Here is a 15,127-nt window from a genome sequence, read left to right on the forward strand (position 1 = left end):
TCGCTTCCGCGTTGACAGGTCCCGGGGCCTTGCCCCCACACTAGTCAGTGTACGACTGTGCACTCAACTTCTGGAGGGGTGATGACCGCACTGCTCCCGCGCCGCGTGCGCGAACTCGTCTCGCTCGCCGAGGCGCTGCTCACCCCGCACGGCGCGGACCGGTACCTCGAACTGGTCGACCCGATGCTGGTGCGGCGCGAGATCCGCGGCCGCGTCACCGCCGTGCGGCATCAGACGCCGGACACCGTCACCTTCACGGTGCGCCCAAGCCGGGCGTGGCAGGGCTTCCGCGCCGGCCAGTACGTGCGGATGCAGGTGGAGATCGACGGCGTGCGCCGGACCCGCTGCTACTCGCCGTGCGGCGCGCAGGGCACGGGCGACCTGGAGTTCACCGTGAAAGCCGACCCGAAGGGCCTGGTTTCGCGGCATCTGCAGGACACCGCCGTCGGCGCGGTGGTCGGGCTTTCGCCGGCGGACGGCGAGTTCACCCTGCCGTCGCCGCGGCCGGACCGGATCGTGCTGATGAGCGGCGGCAGCGGGATCACGCCGGTGCTCGCGATGGCCCGGACGCTCGTCGCCGAGGACCATCCCGGCGAGATCGTGTTCCTGCACTACTCGAACACCCCCGCGGACGCGCTCTACCGGGCGGAACTGGCCGAACTCGCCGCCCGGCACCCGGCGTTCCGCGTGGTCCACGCGCACACCCACGCCCGCAGCGGCGGCGACCTGCACGGCCTGTTCTCCGTCAAGCACCTGGAGAAGGCCGCACCGTGGTTCCGCGAGGCCGAGACGTTCCTCTGCGGCCCGGCTCCGCTGATGGCCGCCGCGCGTGAACTCTTCGAAAACGAAGGGTTGAGTGCACAACTGCACACCGAAGAGTTCACGGCAGCGCCGCTGACCTTCGCCGCGGAGGCCGCCGAAGGACGAGTGCGCTTCGCCCGCAGCGGCCGGGAGTGCGACAACTCCGGCAAGCCGCTGCTCGAACAGGCCGAGGACGCGGGCCTGACGCCGGAACACGGGTGCCGGATGGGCATTTGCTTCTCCTGCACGCAGCTCAAAACCGCCGGCCGCGTCCGCAACGCCCGCACCGGCGAGGTCTCCGGCGAGGAGAACGAAGAAATCCAGCTCTGCGTCAGCGTCCCCGTCGGGGACGTCGAAATCGACGCCTGACCACCGGAGGAAGCATCATGACCGGTCTGCAGGACCGCCTGACCCCCGAACAGGTCGAGGAATTCGGCCGGGAACTCGACGCGCTGCGCCAGCGGATCGTCGACGACCTCGGCGAGGAAGACCTCGAATACATCCGCAAGATCATCAAAACCCAGCGCGCACTGGAGGTGACCGGCCGCGGCCTGCTGTTCGCCGGCTTCCTGCCGCCCGCGTGGCTGGCCGGCGTCGCGGCGCTGTCGGCGGCGAAAATCCTGGACAACATGGAGATCGGCCACAACGTGATGCACGGCCAGTACGACTGGACGCGCATCCCGGAGCTGAGCTCGCAGCGCTTCGAATGGGACACCGTCGCGCCGGCGGAGAACTGGCGGCATTCGCACAACTACATCCACCACACGTACACGAACATCGTCGACAAGGACCGCGACGTCGGCTACGGAATCCTCCGGATGGACCCGGCGCAGAAGTGGCATCCGTACTACCTGGGCAACCCGGTGTACGCGACGCTGCTCGCGCTGCTGTTCCAGTGGGGCGTGATGCTGCACGACCTGGAGGTCGAGCGGGTCGTGAAGGGCGAGCGAACCTGGGCGGAGAACGTGCCGGTGCTGCGCCGGATCGTCCGCAAGGCCTCGCGCCAGATCGGCAAGGATTACGTCCTGTTCCCGCTGCTCACCGGCCCGCTGGCGCCGCTGACGCTGCTGGGCAACGCGAGCGCCAACCTGGTCCGCAACCTGTGGGCGTTCTCGATCATCTTCTGCGGCCACTTCCCGGCGGACGTCGAGAGCTTCACCGAGGAGGAAACGGAGAACGAATCGCGCGGCCAGTGGTACCTGCGCCAGATCCTGGGCTCCGCGAACATCACCGGCGGCCCGCTGTTCCACATCCTGTCGGGAAACCTGTCGCACCAGATCGAACACCACCTGTTCCCGGACCTGCCCGCCCGCCGCTACCCGCAGATCGCGGGCGAGGTGCGGGAAATCTGCGAACGCTACGGCCTGCCCTACAACACCGGCCCCCTGCGCAAGCAGCTGTGGTCGGTAGCGAAGAAGATCGCGCGGCTGGCCCTCCCCGGAAAACCGGCGGCGCCCGCTACCGTGGACCCGGAACGGCAACTCCGAGCAGCCTGAGGAAGCCCATGGTCGGCCCATTCGAAAGTGGCAAGGACACCGTGCAGGAGCTGACGGAGTCCGCAGCCACCCACATCGGCAACATCGCCACGATCATCACGGGAGCAGTCCGCGACATAGCCCGCGAAACCGGCGACTGGTTCACGGACATGATCGAAATGCGCGAAGCAGCCCAACGCGCAAAAGAAGACGACCCCCGCCTGAACCAGCCCCCCAACACAGACTGACGCCAGAAGTACGTGAGGGGAACCCCGAGGAACTCTGATTCCCTCAGGGTTCCCCTCACGCCCCGCTCGCCCCGCGCTCGCCGAGATGCCGCCCCAATGTGGCATTGGGTGCATCCCACGCACCGAACGCCACATTGGGTGCGTCACATGCACCCAATGCCACATTGGGGCGCTACCCCCACCACCCAACCGCAGCCGATGCACCCAACGAGCGAGGCACCCAGCCCCTCCCCCGCACCCCGATACGAAGCTCCCCTGCGGTCGGTGGGTGCTTGTCAAGGCATCTTTCCCGCCTTGACAAGCACCCACCGACCGTCAGCACAATCNCCCCCACCACCCAACCGCAGCCGATGCACCCAACGAGCGAGGCACCCAGGCCCTCCCCCGCACCCCGCTACGAAGCTCCCCTGCGGGCGGTGGGGGCTTGTCAAGGCATCTTTCCCGCCTTGACAAGCACCCACCGACCGTCAGCACAATCAAGCTTCGGGGTGCCCCACGCACACCCGAACCAATGTCGCCCCCAGGCGACGAGGTAGGGCTATCCCCCGCCCCACCACACAGGCCACCCCGCTACCCGCCACTCATACAACCGGGCAAACTCACCAAGGTGACCACCACCAAGCAACCCCACCCAGGTCACCCAACCCCTGCCCAACTCCGCCACCTCTGGCCAGCCACCCCCCGCCAAACCCTGACCGAAGCAACCTGGATAGCCACCACCGGCCTACTCCCACTACTCTCCGTAATAATCTTCCTAGCAGGAACAACCCTCGGCCTAGCCCTAACCCCAGTCTTCCTAGGCCTCCTAATCCTCACCACAGTCCTGAAAACCGCCAATCTCCTAGGCAGCCTCCACCGCCGCCTAGCCGCCAAACTCCTGAACCTCCCCCTCCCACCCCCACCAAGAACCACCCTCAAACCAGGCCTCTGGAACTGGCTAACCGCCCGCCTCTCCGACCGAACAGCCTGGCGCTCCGTCGCCTACCTCCTGGTCCGCCTCCCCACCGCCCTCCTGGCCCTCCTGGGCACCGGCACCCTCGGCTTCTACGGCCTGGCCTCGTTCACCTACCCCTTCACCTGGCTCCTCGAGACCAGACCCGGCCACGGCCTCCCGGTCTTCAACATCCAGAGCGACAACTGGATCGGCTCCCTGGTCTGGTGCGTCTCCGGCATCCTGATCCTGGCCGTCTGGCCCGCCGTGGTGCACCTCGTCGCCGGAGTGGACCGCCTCCTCCTCCGCCTGCTGGTAGCCGACCCAGGCCTGCGCGAACGCGTCCGTTTCCTCGAAGAAACCCGCGCCACCGCGCTGGACGAAGCAGCGGAACAGCTCCGCCGCATCGAACGCGACCTCCACGACGGCGCCCAAGCCCAACTGGTCGCCATGGCCATGAAACTGGGCCTGGCAAAGGAAGAACTGGCCACCGACCAGGTCAACCTCGACCAGATCCGCACCCTGGTCGACGCCGCGCACAGCAACGCCAAACAAGCCCTCACCGAACTGCGCGACCTGGCCCGCGGCATCCACCCCGCGGCACTGGACAAAGGCCTGAGCCTCGCACTGTCCACATTGGCCAGTTCCGCCGATTTCTCCGCGAAAGTCACCGTAGAACTGAGCCGCCGTCCGCCACCGTCGCTGGAAACGATCGTCTACTTCGCCGCCGCCGAACTCATGACCAACGCGTCCAAACACGGTGCCGGACGCTGCACCGTCCTGGTCGAAGACCGCGAAGACGTCTTGCGCCTGACCGTAATCGACCACGGCTCCGGCGGCGCCGCGATCATCCCCGGCGGCGGACTGTCCGGCATCGCCGAACGCCTCCGGCCCGCCGACGGAGAACTGACCGTGTCGAGCCCGCCCGGCGGCCCGACCGTCGTCACCGCCACGCTCCCGCTGCCCCGCTAAACTCGGTGAAATGAGGGGGAAACCGTGCGGATCGTGATCGCGGAGGACTCGGCCATCCTGCGCCAGGGTCTCGTCGAATTACTGGGCCTGCGCGGCCACGAGGTAGCAGCGGCGGTGAAGAACGCCGACGACCTCCGCACCGCCGTCCGCGAGCATCGTCCCGATGTGTCCATTGTGGACATCCGAATGCCGCCGACCCACACCGACGAAGGCTTGCGCGCGGCGATCGATCTGCGCGCCGAACGGCCTGGCTGCGCGATTCTGGTGTTCTCGCAGTACGTCGAAACCAACTACGCCAAGCAACTCCTCGCCGGGGAAGCGGGTGCGGTCGGTTATCTGCTGAAGGACCGCGTCGCCGAGGTGTCGGACTTCCTCACCGCGCTGGAACGCGTCGCCGCCGGCGAGACGGTGCTCGATCCGGAAGTCGTCCGCCAGCTGTTCGCGACCACCGGCCAGGCCGGTCCGCTCGCCGAGCTGACGCCGCGCGAACGCGAGATCCTCGGCTTGATGGCGCAGGGCCGGTCGAACTCGGCGATCGCGGCGGAGGCGTTCCTGTCCGCGGGCTCGGTCGAAAAGTACGTGACGAGCATCTTCGGCAAGCTGGGCCTGCCGCCGTCGGACGGGCACAACCGGCGCGTCCTCGCCGTGCTCCGCTATCTCGATTCCTGACGCCTACGCTGACGGGATGTACTCCACCGAGATCGAGGTGCACACCGGCAACGCCGCGGTCGTGCACAACCTGACCCGGGAAGCGGAGAAGTTCCTGCGCGACGCCGACGCCACCGACGGCCTGCTGCACGTGTGGGTGCCGCACGCGACGGCCGGGCTCGCGGTGCTGGAAACCGGCGCGGGCAGCGACGACGACCTCCTCGCCGCGCTCGACGACCTGCTCCCCCGCGACAACCGCTGGCGCCACCAGCACGGCACCGGCGGACACGGCCGCGACCACGTGCTCCCGGCGTTCCTCCCGCCGTACGCGACCGTGCCGGTGCTCGGCGGCGTGCTGCTGCTCGGGACCTGGCAGTCGGTGTGCCTGGTGGACACGAACGTCGACAACCCCGTCCGCCGGGTCCGCTTCAGCTACCTCACCGGCTGAGCCCGCCGTAGCATCGCGGACGTGACAGCCATTCGCACGCACCGGCTGGTGCTCTGGGACATCGACCACACGCTCGTCGACTACACCGGGCTGGGCATCGGCTGGTACGGCACCGCGCTCGCCGCCGCGACCGGCGCGGAGTTCCGCACGCCCCCGGACTTCGGCGGCCGGACCGAACGCGCGATCACCGCCGACGTGTTGGCGATGCACGGGATCGAGCCGGACGAGGAAACCATCCAGCGGATGTGGCGGGAGCTGATCGCGGCCGTCGAACGCGCCAGGGAAACGCTGCCCGAGGAAGGCCGGGCGCTCGACGGCGCGGCGGCCGTGCTCGCCGACTTCGCCGGCCGCGAAGGCGTCGTGCAGAGCCTCATCACCGGGAACCTGCCGGAGATCTCGCTGCACAAACTCGCCGCGCTCGGTCTCGACGAACATCTCGATCTGGAGATCGGCGGCTACGGTTCGCTTTCGGCCCGCCGCGCAGATCTCGTCCCGCACGCCGTCAAAGCGGCGGAAACGAAGCATGGCACGGAATTTCCTGCCGAATCCGTAGTGATTCTCGGGGACACACCGCACGACATCGAGGCCGCGCTCGATTACGGCGCGGTGGCGATCGGCGTTGCTACTGGCCGGTTTTCCGCCGAACAACTGACCGGAGCCGGTGCGCACGCGGTTTTGCCGAATCTCGCCGACCTTTCCGCCGTCCGCGCGGCAGTGCTCGGAACGCCGTGAGGCAAGCGACCGGAATCACTCGTTCGGGCGGCTTTCGGCGTCAACCCCTACTCCGGGTCGGAGGCGCCGCTTACTAGCCGAACGCCAGCCCCTTTCCGCTGGTGAGAGCGTTGCCGCACACCGCGGGTCAGTCTTGGGACCAGGGTCGGGTCCCCCTGGGGTAGCAGTCCCTTAGGGGGAGAAGTAGGTCCGACGGCCGATGACCGCTTAAGATCGCCGCGCCAAACTTTCCCCATGACGATCGCACAGGGGGGAACCGGCCTCACGGCCGGAGAGGCACGCGGGCGGCTAGCAGTGCTGTGGCACCGGATTCCGTTCACGACGACCGTGGTGCTCGCCATCTTGATCACCGGCGTCGCGACCGGTTCGCTCTGGCACGCCGCCGAGCACCAGCACGCTTTCCACTATTACGCCTACGGCCTTCCCTCGCTCGAACACGGACGCTGGTGGACGCTGTTCACCGGCCCGTTCTACGCCCTGCGCCCGTGGTTCTACCTGCCGATGGCGGGCAGTTTCGCGCTGATGGCCGGATTCGCCGAATGGCACCTCGGCACCCGGCGCGCGATGGCGGTGACCATCGGCGGGCAATTGGTGTCGACGGTCGTGGCGGTGCAGTTCCTCGAGCTTTCCCGCAATTCCGGCTGGGCCTGGGCCGACCGGATCGCCGGCACGCTCGACGTCGGCTTCTCCGGCGGTGCGCTCGCCGCGATCGCCATCACCAGCGCGACCCTGCGGACGCCGTGGCGGCTGCGCCTGCGAGCCGGGCTGTGCGTGTACGCCGGGGTGGCGATCGTCTATGTCGGCACGCTCGCCGATCTCGTGCATTTCTTCGCACTCGTTCTCGCGCTGCCGCTGGGCCGACGCCTCGCCGGACCCGCCGCGCGCAACGCCAACAAGCCGTCGCTGCGCGAATGGCGGCTGCTCGCGTCGGCCGGGCTGGTGCTGCTGGTCGTCGCCGAAGTGGTGATGTGGCTGGTGCCCGGCGACGGACCGTTCGGCTCGTCCGACTCGATCTCGATGTCCGGCAACGAACTCATCCCGCTGTGCCTCATCGCGGTGCCGATCCTCAACGGGCTGCGCCGGGGTTCGCGGTTCGCCTGGCGGTGCGCGATCACGCTGTGCGTGCTCGCCGCGTCGCAGATGGCGGTGCTGGCCGGGGTCGTCGCGATCACGCAGGTCGTCCGACAGGAAGCCGAACTCAGCAACCCGCCGCTGTTCATTGTGGACAATCTCTTGTGGGGCGTGGAACTGGTGCTGCTGATCTCCGCGCGGCGCGCGTTCCGCGTGCCCTCGCGGCGCAGGCGGCGCAAGCTGTTCCGCGGCGGTCCGGACCCGGCCTTCGCCCGGCTTCTGCTGGGCCGCAACGGCGGCAGCACCATCTCGTGGATGACGACGTGGCCGCAGAACACCTACTTCGTCGCCTCCGACGGTGCTTCGTACCTGGCCTACCAGCGGCACGCCGGCGTCGCGGTGGCGCTCGGCGACCCGGTCGCGCCGGACGGGACGAGCGACCGCACGCTGCGGGAATTCGCCGCGATGTGCGAGAACACCGGGCTCGTGCCGTGCGTGTTCTCGGCGACCGCGGGAACCGCCGCGCAGACCGCGAAACTGGGCTGGCAGCACGTGCAGGTCGCCGAGGACACGTTGGTGGACTTGGAAAACCTCGAATTCCGCGGCAAGGCCTGGCAGGACGTGCGGACCGCGCTGAACCGCGCGAAGAAGGACGGGATCGAGTTCCGGCTGGTGCGGCTGGCCGAGCAGCCGTGGTCGATCCGCGACCAGGTGCGCGCGCTGTCCGAGGAGTGGATCTGCGACAAGGGCCTGCCGGAAATGGGCTTCACGCTCGGCGGCGTGGACCAGGCGATGGACCCGGCGACCCGGGTCGGTCTCGCGGTCGACGCCGACGGCACGGTGCACGGCGTGACGTCGTGGCTGCCGGTGCACACCGGCGACGGCGAGGTCGGCGGCTGGACGCTCGACGTGATGCGCCGCCGCACGGGCGGGTTCCGGCCGGTGATGGAGTTCCTGATCGCCTCGGCCTGCCTGGCGTTCCGCGAGGAGGGCGCGCAGTTCGTGTCGCTCTCGGGCGCGCCGCTGGTCCGCAGCAACGACAGCACGCCGCGGCAGATGGTCGACCGGATGCTGGACGCGCTGGGCTCGATGATGGAGCCGTACTACGGATTCCGTTCCCTGCACGCGTTCAAGGCGAAGTTCCAGCCGCGGCACGAGCCGCTGTACCTCGCTTACCGCGACGAAGCGGATCTGCCGCGGATCGGGATCGCGCTCGGCCGCGCGTATCTGCCGAACGCCGGGCTGATGGACTTCGCGAAGCTGGCGCTGCGCCGTCAGCGCGTGGTCGGCGGCGGCGTGGTCGTGGACCGGTCCGCGGCCGGGACGCCGCGGTAACTGTGCAGAATCCGGACGAGGTCGTCCCGGGACGCGGAGCCCGGGGGGCCTTGTTCGGAATACGCGACCAGCACGGCCGACTTTTCGCCGGCGGTGAGCGCGAGCGCCCCGACCAGCGCGCTCCTTGGCTGGCACGGCGCGTTGCTCGGAGCGACCTCGGCAACCACGAGCGTGCCCTCGCGGCTTTCGTTCTCGATCTTGACTTCGGTTTTCTCCGGCGCACCAGGCGTCACCTTCGCGGCCGGAGCGCCTTCGCCGGTGTACGCGCTGACGCCCAGATCGGTGACGGCCTTACGGGCGGCTTCAGCGGCGTCACTGGTCTTCTCGGTAGTGAAACCCGAGCCGCCGATCTGGCCGACCGGATCGTCCTTGCAGCTGCGCTTGCCGAGGAACGCGCTGGTGGACAGGTTGATGCCGGGCGATCCGGCGACCGGGTCCCAGCCGTGCAGCGTGGTCGGAGCCGGTTCCCAGGACGGCGGCACGTCGTACGCGTAACTGCCGTCCTTGCCCGCCACTGACTGCCAACCCGCGACCACCGGCGGCACGACGACCCGGGGGTCCGGCTGGTACGTGTACGGGGCGCGCGGAGTGTCGTCCGTGCTGGCGGAATGGCGGCTGTTGGCGGAGAAGACGTTGTAGCCGAACACCCCGATCAGGATGACGATCGGGACCGCCTTGACCAGGCGGAGATTGGTCTTGCGGGGCGTCCCTCGCCTGAGCTGTGCCGGGGTGAGGGACTGCCGCATCGGGTCGGCCCGCGGCTGCGGGGCTGGTTCGGACGGCGCCGGGTCCGGTTTCCCGTACCCGGCGCTCGGGAACTTCGGCGCGTCGGACGGCTCGTACCCGCCGAAGCCGCTCAGCGCGGCGTTGTCCCGGTACCCGCCGTCGTCGCGGCGTTTGCGCCCGAACCAGCCCACCGGCTTCAGCCGCGGACGAGCTTCGCGAGGTGGTCGACGACCGAGTCGACGGCGATTTCCTCGCGTTCGCCGGTGCGCCGGTCCTTGACCTCGACCAGCCCGTTCGCGAGGCCGCGGCCGACGACGAGGATCGTCGGGACGCCGACCAGCTCCGCGTCGGCGAACTTCACGCCCGGGGTGGCCTTGCGGTCGTCGAGGATGATTTCGAGACCGGCGGCGTCGAGTTCGGCGGCGATCTTCTCCGCGCCCTCGCGCACCGTCTCGTCCTTGCCCGCGATGACCACGTGCACGTCGAACGGCGACACCTCGCGCGGCCACACGAGACCCTGCTCGTCGTGGTTCTGCTCGGCGAGCACGGCGACCAGGCGGGAGACGCCGACGCCGTAGGAGCCCATGGTGATGCGGACCGGCTTGGAGTCCGGGCCGAGCGCGTCGACCTCGAAGGCGTCGGTGTACTTGCGGCCGAGCTGGAAGATGTGCCCGATCTCGATGCCGCGCGCGGCGACGAGCGTGCCGTGCCCGTCCGGAGACGCGTCGCCCTCGCGCACCTCGGCGGCCTCGATGGTGCCGTCCGGGGTGAAGTCGCGGCCGACGACCAGGTCGAGCACGTGGTGGTCGCGCTGGTCGGCGCCGGTCAGCCAGGCGGTGCCCTCGACCACGCGCGGGTCGACGAGGTAGCGGACCCCGTTCTCCTGCAACGCCTTCGGGCCGATGTAGCCCTTGACGAGGAACGGGTTCTTCGCGAAGTCGGCTTCTTCGAGCAGCTCCACCTCGGCCGGTTCGAGCGCGGCTTCGAGGCGCTTGAAGTCCACCTCGCGGTCGCCCGGGACGCCGATGCCGAGCAGCTCCCACTCCTTCGCGCCCGGCTGGCGCGTCTTGACCAGGACGTTCTTCAGCGTGTCCGCCGCGGTGAACTCGCGGCCGAGCCCCGCGGCGTTGAAGAACGCGACGAGGGTCTCGATGGTCGGGGTGTTCGGCGTGTGGTGGACCTGCGCCTCGGGCAGCCCCTCAAGCGAACGGGCGGGCGGCACGGGCGTGACGACCGCTTCGACGTTCGCCGCGTAGCCCGACTCGGTGCTGCGGACGAAGGTGTCCTCGCCGTTCTCGGCGACGGCCAGGAATTCCTCGGACGCCGAACCGCCCATCGCGCCGGACGTGGCGGCCACGATGACGTACTCGAGGCCGAGACGGTCGAACAGCTTGATGTAGGCGTCCCGGTGCTTCTGGTACGAGCTGGCGAGACCCTCGTCGTCGAGGTCGAAGGAGTAGGAGTCCTTCATGACGAACTCGCGGCCGCGCAGGATGCCCGCGCGGGGACGCGCCTCGTCGCGGTACTTGGTCTGGATTTGGTACAGCGTGACCGGGAAGTCCTTGTAGGAGCTGTACTCGCCCTTCACGGTGAGCGCGAACAACTCCTCGTGCGTCGGGCCGAGGAGGTAGTCGGCTCCCTTGCGGTCCTTGAGGCGGAAGAGGTTGTCGCCGTACTCGGTCCAGCGGTTGGTGGCCTCGTAGGGTTCGCGGGGCAGCAGCGCGGGGAACTGGATCTCCTGCGCGCCGATCGCGTTCATCTCCTGGCGCACGGTCTCCTCGACGCGCCGCAGCACGCGCAGCCCGAGCGGCAGCCACGAGTAACCACCCGGGGCGACCCGGCGGACGTAGCCGGCGCGTACCAGCAGCCGGTGGCTGGGTACCTCGGCGTCCGCCGGATCCTCGCGCAGCGTGCGGAGGAACAACGACGACATCCTGGTGATCACTGGGAACTCCCTGCGCTGAGCGGGCCTTAGACGTTTCGCACAGAGTAGTCAACCCCCTGGCCGCGACGCATGCGGGTTATCGGCGGACGCCGTTTTTGTCGGTGGTCGCGGTTAGCGTGCGGGCATGGGTTTGGAAATGGGCATGATCACCGTCGACTGCGCCGAGCCGCAGCGCCTGGCGGAGTTCTGGACGGCGGCGCTGGGCGTTTCGGTGGCCGCGGACTACGGCGAGTTCGTGATGCTGGAGGACCCGGCGTCGGGCGGCCCTCGGCTGGGGTTCCAGCGGGTGCCGGAGCCGCGGGCCGGGAAGAACCGCGTCCACGTGGACTTCGGCGCGGACGACCGGGAAGCCGAGGTCCGGCGGCTGGTGGGGCTGGGCGCGGTGGAGCGGGGAGGGCATTCGGTGCCCGGGCTGGAGTGGACGGTGCTGGAGGATCCGGAGGGGAACGTGTTCTGCGTGTCGGCGAAGGGGGCGCACTGAGGATGTGGTGAGGGGTCGCACTGGACGCGAACGGCGACGGCCCAGCTGGACCGAACGCGACCGGCGGCGAACTGCGACCGGCACCGAACGCGGCTGAACCCACGTCACACCCGGCTGGGCCAGGCGCGGGCGACGGAACGCCCAGCAGCGCGCGGCTAGGCGAGCACGTCCGGGCGGGCACGTCCGGGCCAGCGGGTCCGCGCGAGCACGTCTGGTCCTGGGCGGCCGCCGGTCCGCTCAGTCAGCGGGCAACTGCCGTCGGGCAGCTCCCCGCTCGCCGCCCCAGCCGCAGCCCCGCACCAGCGGTCAGTCGAGCGGCAAAACGTACCCGTAAACGCGCGCGTCCGTCCGGTACCCGCACCGCTCGTACACCGCGAGCGCGCGATGGGTGTTGTCCACGTCCACCGACAGCGACGACCTCTCGAAACCGGCCGCGCGACCGGCTTCGAGGGTGTGGGCCAGCAGGGCCGACGCCAGTCCTCGCCCGCGGGCCTCCGCCAGGGTCCCGACGTAGTTGACGTGCAGCTCCCGTATGCCGGTCGCCTGTGCGTCCGCCTCGAAGAACGACGACATCACGAACGCCACCACCCGGTCACGCTCCGGGGAAAGGAGGAGGAACGACAAGTCCGGCTGGAAGTCCTTGCTGTCGCGGAACCGGTGCTTCCACTCGTCGGCCGAAAGCCACGTGCTGCCCCAGTGACCGGCGAACGCGGCGTTGCGCGCGTCGAGAACCAAGGCGTCGTAGCGCTCTTCGCAGGCGACCAGCGGAAGGTCGTCCGGGAGCGGCGGTGCGGCGGGCAGCGAGGTGAGGTCCGCACGCATCTCCACGAAGGTGCGTTCCTGCTTGAACCCGCCGCGTTCGAGGAGCGAGAGATACCAACGCTCGTTCTCGTGCGCGCCAGCGTGGAGTTCGAGCTTCGCGTCCGGGAAGTGCTGCGCGTGGACGCTCCGGGCCGTGCGCACGAGCCACTCCGTCAGCACTGAAGCGACCTCGTCCGTCCGGTACTCCGGGTCGGTCAGCGACGCCACGCGCGGCTGGTGCACCGGGTCAGCGGCGTCGCGCGGGATGACCAGGGCGTAGCTCACGAGACGCGAACCGTCCCACGCTCCGATGCTCGCGCCGGGCAGGTCGACCGACGGGCCCGACATTTCCTGGCGCACGTCGCCCTCGTCCCAATGCTCACCGGTCCGGTCGGTTTCCTCCGCGACCGTGCAGAGCCGGGTGACGGCCTCGACGTCGGCGAGCGCGAGCGGGCGCCAGGTGAGTTCCATGCGGCCAGGGTAAGGAGCGGCACACGGCCGCCGCACCTGGATTACCGGGCGGTTACGCTCCGGGGGTGCTGGTGCTCCTCCCCCCTTCAGAAACCAAAGCCGACGGCGGCAAAGGCGCGCCGCTGGACCTGGACGCATTGTCGTTCCCAGAGCTGAACCCAGTGCGCGCCAAACTGGCCGACGCCCTGGTAGAACTCGCGGCGGACGTCCCCGCGAGCCTCGCCGCACTGGGCATCTCGGCGCGCCAAGCGGACGAGGTCACCCGCAACGCCCAGCTCTGGACCTCCCCGACGATGCCCGCCCTGCGCCGCTACACCGGCGTCCTTTACGACGCACTAGACGTCAAAAGCTTCACCCGCGCCGGACTGGCGAAAGCACAACAACGCCTGGCCGTCACGTCGTCCCTGTTCGGCGTCGTAGCGGCAACCGACCCCATCCCCGCCTACCGCCTCTCCGGCGGCAACACGGTCCCCGCACTAGGAACCGTACGAGGCCTGTGGAAGCCAGTCCTGGAACCAGTGCTCCACAACGTAGAAGGCCTGCTGGTAGACCTCCGCTCGGGCACGTACGCAGCCTTCGCAAAGCTGCCCTCGGACGCAGTAACCGTCCGCGTAGTAACCGAAGACGCCGACGGCAACCGCACCACAGTGAGCCACTTCAACAAGGCCTACAAGGGAAAGCTGGCAGCAGTACTAGCCACCTCCCGCACCGAACCGTCCACTGTGGACCAGCTAGTACGCGTAATCACCAAAGCAGGCCTGACAGTAGAACGCACCGGCGACCACGCCCTGGAACTGCTGACCGACTAGCCACCCGCACCGACGCACCCAACGAGCGAGGCACCCAGACCTCCCCCGCACCCCGATACGAAGCTCATGTGCACAATCAAGCTTCGGGGTGCCCCACGCACGCCAGGGCGCGATGTCGCCGCCAGGCGACGGGCCGAAAGCGACTCAAGAAAACCTCCCCACCCCGAACCCAGCCAGCAACTCCCCAGGAACATCCGCCCCCAAAACCAACTCCGCCACCAACTTCCCGGCAAACGGCCCCAACGTAAGCCCAGCCGGCCCAAACCCGGTAGCCAGATACAACCCAGGCGCCACCTGCCCCAGCAACGGCAACCCGTCGGGCGAAACCGGCCGAAACCCCACCCGAGTCTCCACCAACCCCGCACTCCCCAGCCCAGGCGCAACAGCCAACGCCTGCTCCAGCACTTCCCGCTGCCCAGCCGCGGTCACCCGATGGTCAAACCCGGCCCCGCTCTCCCGAGTAGCCCCAGCCACCACCCGACCACCGGGAAACGCCAGCAAATAATGGCTGCTCCGAGGCAACACCACCGGCCACCCGGCAGTCTCCACCCCAGGCAGATCAAAGTGACTGATCTGCCCCCGCTGCGGCACAACCGGCACCGGCACCCCCAGCGCCTCAGCCACCTCCCCGGACCAAGCCCCGGCCGCAAGCACCACCGCGTCGCCCGAGAGCTCCTCCGCCCCAGCCCGCACCCGCAGCCCAGGCTCCAACGCAGCCTCAGCGGTCACGAACTCGACGCCCCGGTCAATCGCCGCGGAGATCAGCGCACGCCGCAGCACCTGCCCGTCCACCCGCCCGGCGCCCGACAAATGCACCGCAGCCAGTTCCGGTGCCAGCGGTGGAAAAAGCTCCCGCGCCTGCTCGGCGTCAAGCCGCTCGACAACCCCAGCCTCCGGCGCATCCGCCGCCCGCCCGGCAAGCCGGTCGTAAGCCTCGGTCAGCTCCCCTTCAGAAGCCGACACGACCATCCCGCCGACCACTTCGTACGACGATTCGTGCCCAGCCTCGCTCAATTCGGCCGCCAAAGCCGGGTAATACCGCCCAGCGGCAGCCGCGAGCGGATAAACCGCTTCGTCCCAAGAAGACGTCCAAGGGCTGACGATCCCGGCGCCGGCATCGGTCGCCACCCCGGCCCGGTCCGCGTCCACCACGACGACGTCCGCTCCACGCAGCGCCAGGTGGTAAGCCGTCGAAGCCCCGCCGATTCCGCTGCCGATCACGATCACGCGCAT

14 protein-coding genes are annotated in these 15,127 nt (G+C 69.2%); 10 read left to right on the top strand and 4 right to left on the bottom strand.

Annotated elements, in window-relative coordinates:
- The first annotated feature begins 81 nt into the window (after positions 1-81).
- The 8 genes from EIZ45_RS40490 (at position 82) to EIZ45_RS40525 (ending at position 8,661) form a co-directional block, all read left to right on the top strand.
- Entirely contained in the window at positions 82-1,170 is a 1,089-nt protein-coding gene (locus tag EIZ45_RS40490; RefSeq protein ID WP_134669571.1) for a ferredoxin reductase, read from the top strand.
- Positions 1,171-1,187: 17 nt separating this feature from the next.
- Positions 1,188-2,297 (top strand): acyl-CoA desaturase, encoded by a 1,110-nt coding sequence (locus EIZ45_RS40495; RefSeq protein WP_037820458.1) that lies wholly within the window; start codon positions 1,188-1,190, stop codon positions 2,295-2,297.
- A gap of 8 nt (positions 2,298-2,305) precedes the next feature.
- Complete coding sequence (locus EIZ45_RS40500) at positions 2,306-2,524, top strand: hypothetical protein (protein ID WP_037820457.1); 219 nt, start codon at positions 2,306-2,308, stop codon at positions 2,522-2,524.
- 511 nt (positions 2,525-3,035) lie between these two features.
- Positions 3,036-4,427: a sensor histidine kinase gene (locus tag EIZ45_RS47540; RefSeq protein ID WP_134669573.1), complete on the top strand. Its 1,392-nt coding sequence runs from the start codon at positions 3,036-3,038 to the stop codon at positions 4,425-4,427.
- A gap of 24 nt (positions 4,428-4,451) precedes the next feature.
- Complete coding sequence (locus EIZ45_RS40510; RefSeq protein WP_043834330.1) at positions 4,452-5,096, top strand: response regulator transcription factor; 645 nt, start codon at positions 4,452-4,454, stop codon at positions 5,094-5,096.
- Between the two features lie 16 nt (positions 5,097-5,112).
- Entirely contained in the window at positions 5,113-5,523 is a 411-nt protein-coding gene (locus tag EIZ45_RS40515; RefSeq protein ID WP_134669575.1) for a YjbQ family protein, read from the top strand.
- 30 nt (positions 5,524-5,553) lie between these two features.
- Positions 5,554-6,255: a haloacid dehalogenase-like hydrolase gene (locus EIZ45_RS40520; protein ID WP_167754388.1), complete on the top strand. Its 702-nt coding sequence runs from the start codon at positions 5,554-5,556 to the stop codon at positions 6,253-6,255.
- Positions 6,256-6,489: 234 nt separating this feature from the next.
- Positions 6,490-8,661 carry a bifunctional lysylphosphatidylglycerol flippase/synthetase MprF gene (locus EIZ45_RS40525; RefSeq protein WP_106961370.1) on the top strand — a complete coding sequence of 724 codons (2,172 nt, stop codon included), beginning with the start codon at positions 6,490-6,492 and terminating at the stop codon, positions 8,659-8,661.
- On the opposite strand, the gene EIZ45_RS40530 is transcribed toward EIZ45_RS40525, so the two are convergent.
- Entirely contained in the window at positions 8,601-9,578 is a 978-nt protein-coding gene (locus EIZ45_RS40530) for a hypothetical protein (RefSeq protein WP_134669579.1), read from the bottom strand. The genes EIZ45_RS40525 and EIZ45_RS40530 overlap by 61 nt on opposite strands.
- A 5-nt stretch (positions 9,579-9,583) precedes the next feature.
- A complete protein-coding gene (locus tag EIZ45_RS40535) occupies positions 9,584-11,332 on the bottom strand; it encodes a proline--tRNA ligase (RefSeq protein ID WP_134669581.1) in 1,749 nt (582 codons plus the stop codon).
- Between the two features lie 124 nt (positions 11,333-11,456).
- On the opposite strand from EIZ45_RS40535, the gene EIZ45_RS40540 reads away from it, so the two are divergent.
- On the top strand, positions 11,457-11,813 hold the full coding sequence (locus tag EIZ45_RS40540) for a VOC family protein (protein ID WP_043834320.1): 357 nt from the start codon (positions 11,457-11,459) through the stop codon (positions 11,811-11,813).
- A gap of 306 nt (positions 11,814-12,119) precedes the next feature.
- Here the strand turns inward: EIZ45_RS40540 and EIZ45_RS40545 are convergent, their stop codons facing one another.
- A complete protein-coding gene (locus tag EIZ45_RS40545) occupies positions 12,120-13,085 on the bottom strand; it encodes a GNAT family N-acetyltransferase (protein WP_134669583.1) in 966 nt (321 codons plus the stop codon).
- 65 nt (positions 13,086-13,150) lie between these two features.
- Here EIZ45_RS40545 and yaaA point away from each other — a divergent pair, with 65 nt between their 5' ends.
- A complete protein-coding gene (gene yaaA / locus EIZ45_RS40550) occupies positions 13,151-13,894 on the top strand; it encodes a peroxide stress protein YaaA (protein ID WP_043830327.1) in 744 nt (247 codons plus the stop codon).
- A gap of 144 nt (positions 13,895-14,038) precedes the next feature.
- Here yaaA and EIZ45_RS40555 read toward each other — a convergent pair whose 3' ends face one another.
- Positions 14,039-15,127, bottom strand: a complete 1,089-nt coding sequence (locus tag EIZ45_RS40555; RefSeq protein ID WP_134669586.1) for an FAD-binding oxidoreductase — start codon at positions 15,125-15,127, stop codon at positions 14,039-14,041.

It is taken from the genome of Amycolatopsis sp. CFH S0740, assembly GCF_004522315.1.
Classification (GTDB): domain Bacteria; phylum Actinomycetota; class Actinomycetes; order Mycobacteriales; family Pseudonocardiaceae; genus Amycolatopsis; species Amycolatopsis nivea.

Excerpts from the sequence above, each read along its gene's own strand:
- EIZ45_RS40495 (WP_037820458.1), top strand. The coding sequence starts at position 1,188 with ATGACCGGTCTGCAGGACCGCCTGACCCCCGAACAGGTCGAGGAATTC.
- EIZ45_RS40525 (WP_106961370.1), top strand. The coding sequence starts at position 6,490 with ATGACGATCGCACAGGGGGGAACCGGCCTCACGGCCGGAGAGGCACGC.
- EIZ45_RS40555 (WP_134669586.1), bottom strand. The coding sequence starts at position 15,127 with ATGCGCGTGATCGTGATCGGCAGCGGAATCGGCGGGGCTTCGACGGCT.
- EIZ45_RS40500 (WP_037820457.1), top strand. The coding sequence starts at position 2,306 with ATGGTCGGCCCATTCGAAAGTGGCAAGGACACCGTGCAGGAGCTGACG.
- EIZ45_RS40540 (WP_043834320.1), top strand. The coding sequence starts at position 11,457 with ATGGGTTTGGAAATGGGCATGATCACCGTCGACTGCGCCGAGCCGCAG.
- EIZ45_RS40490 (WP_134669571.1), top strand. The coding sequence starts at position 82 with ATGACCGCACTGCTCCCGCGCCGCGTGCGCGAACTCGTCTCGCTCGCC.
- EIZ45_RS40515 (WP_134669575.1), top strand. The coding sequence starts at position 5,113 with ATGTACTCCACCGAGATCGAGGTGCACACCGGCAACGCCGCGGTCGTG.
- EIZ45_RS40545 (WP_134669583.1), bottom strand. The coding sequence starts at position 13,085 with ATGGAACTCACCTGGCGCCCGCTCGCGCTCGCCGACGTCGAGGCCGTC.
- EIZ45_RS47540 (WP_134669573.1), top strand. The coding sequence starts at position 3,036 with ATGTCGCCCCCAGGCGACGAGGTAGGGCTATCCCCCGCCCCACCACAC.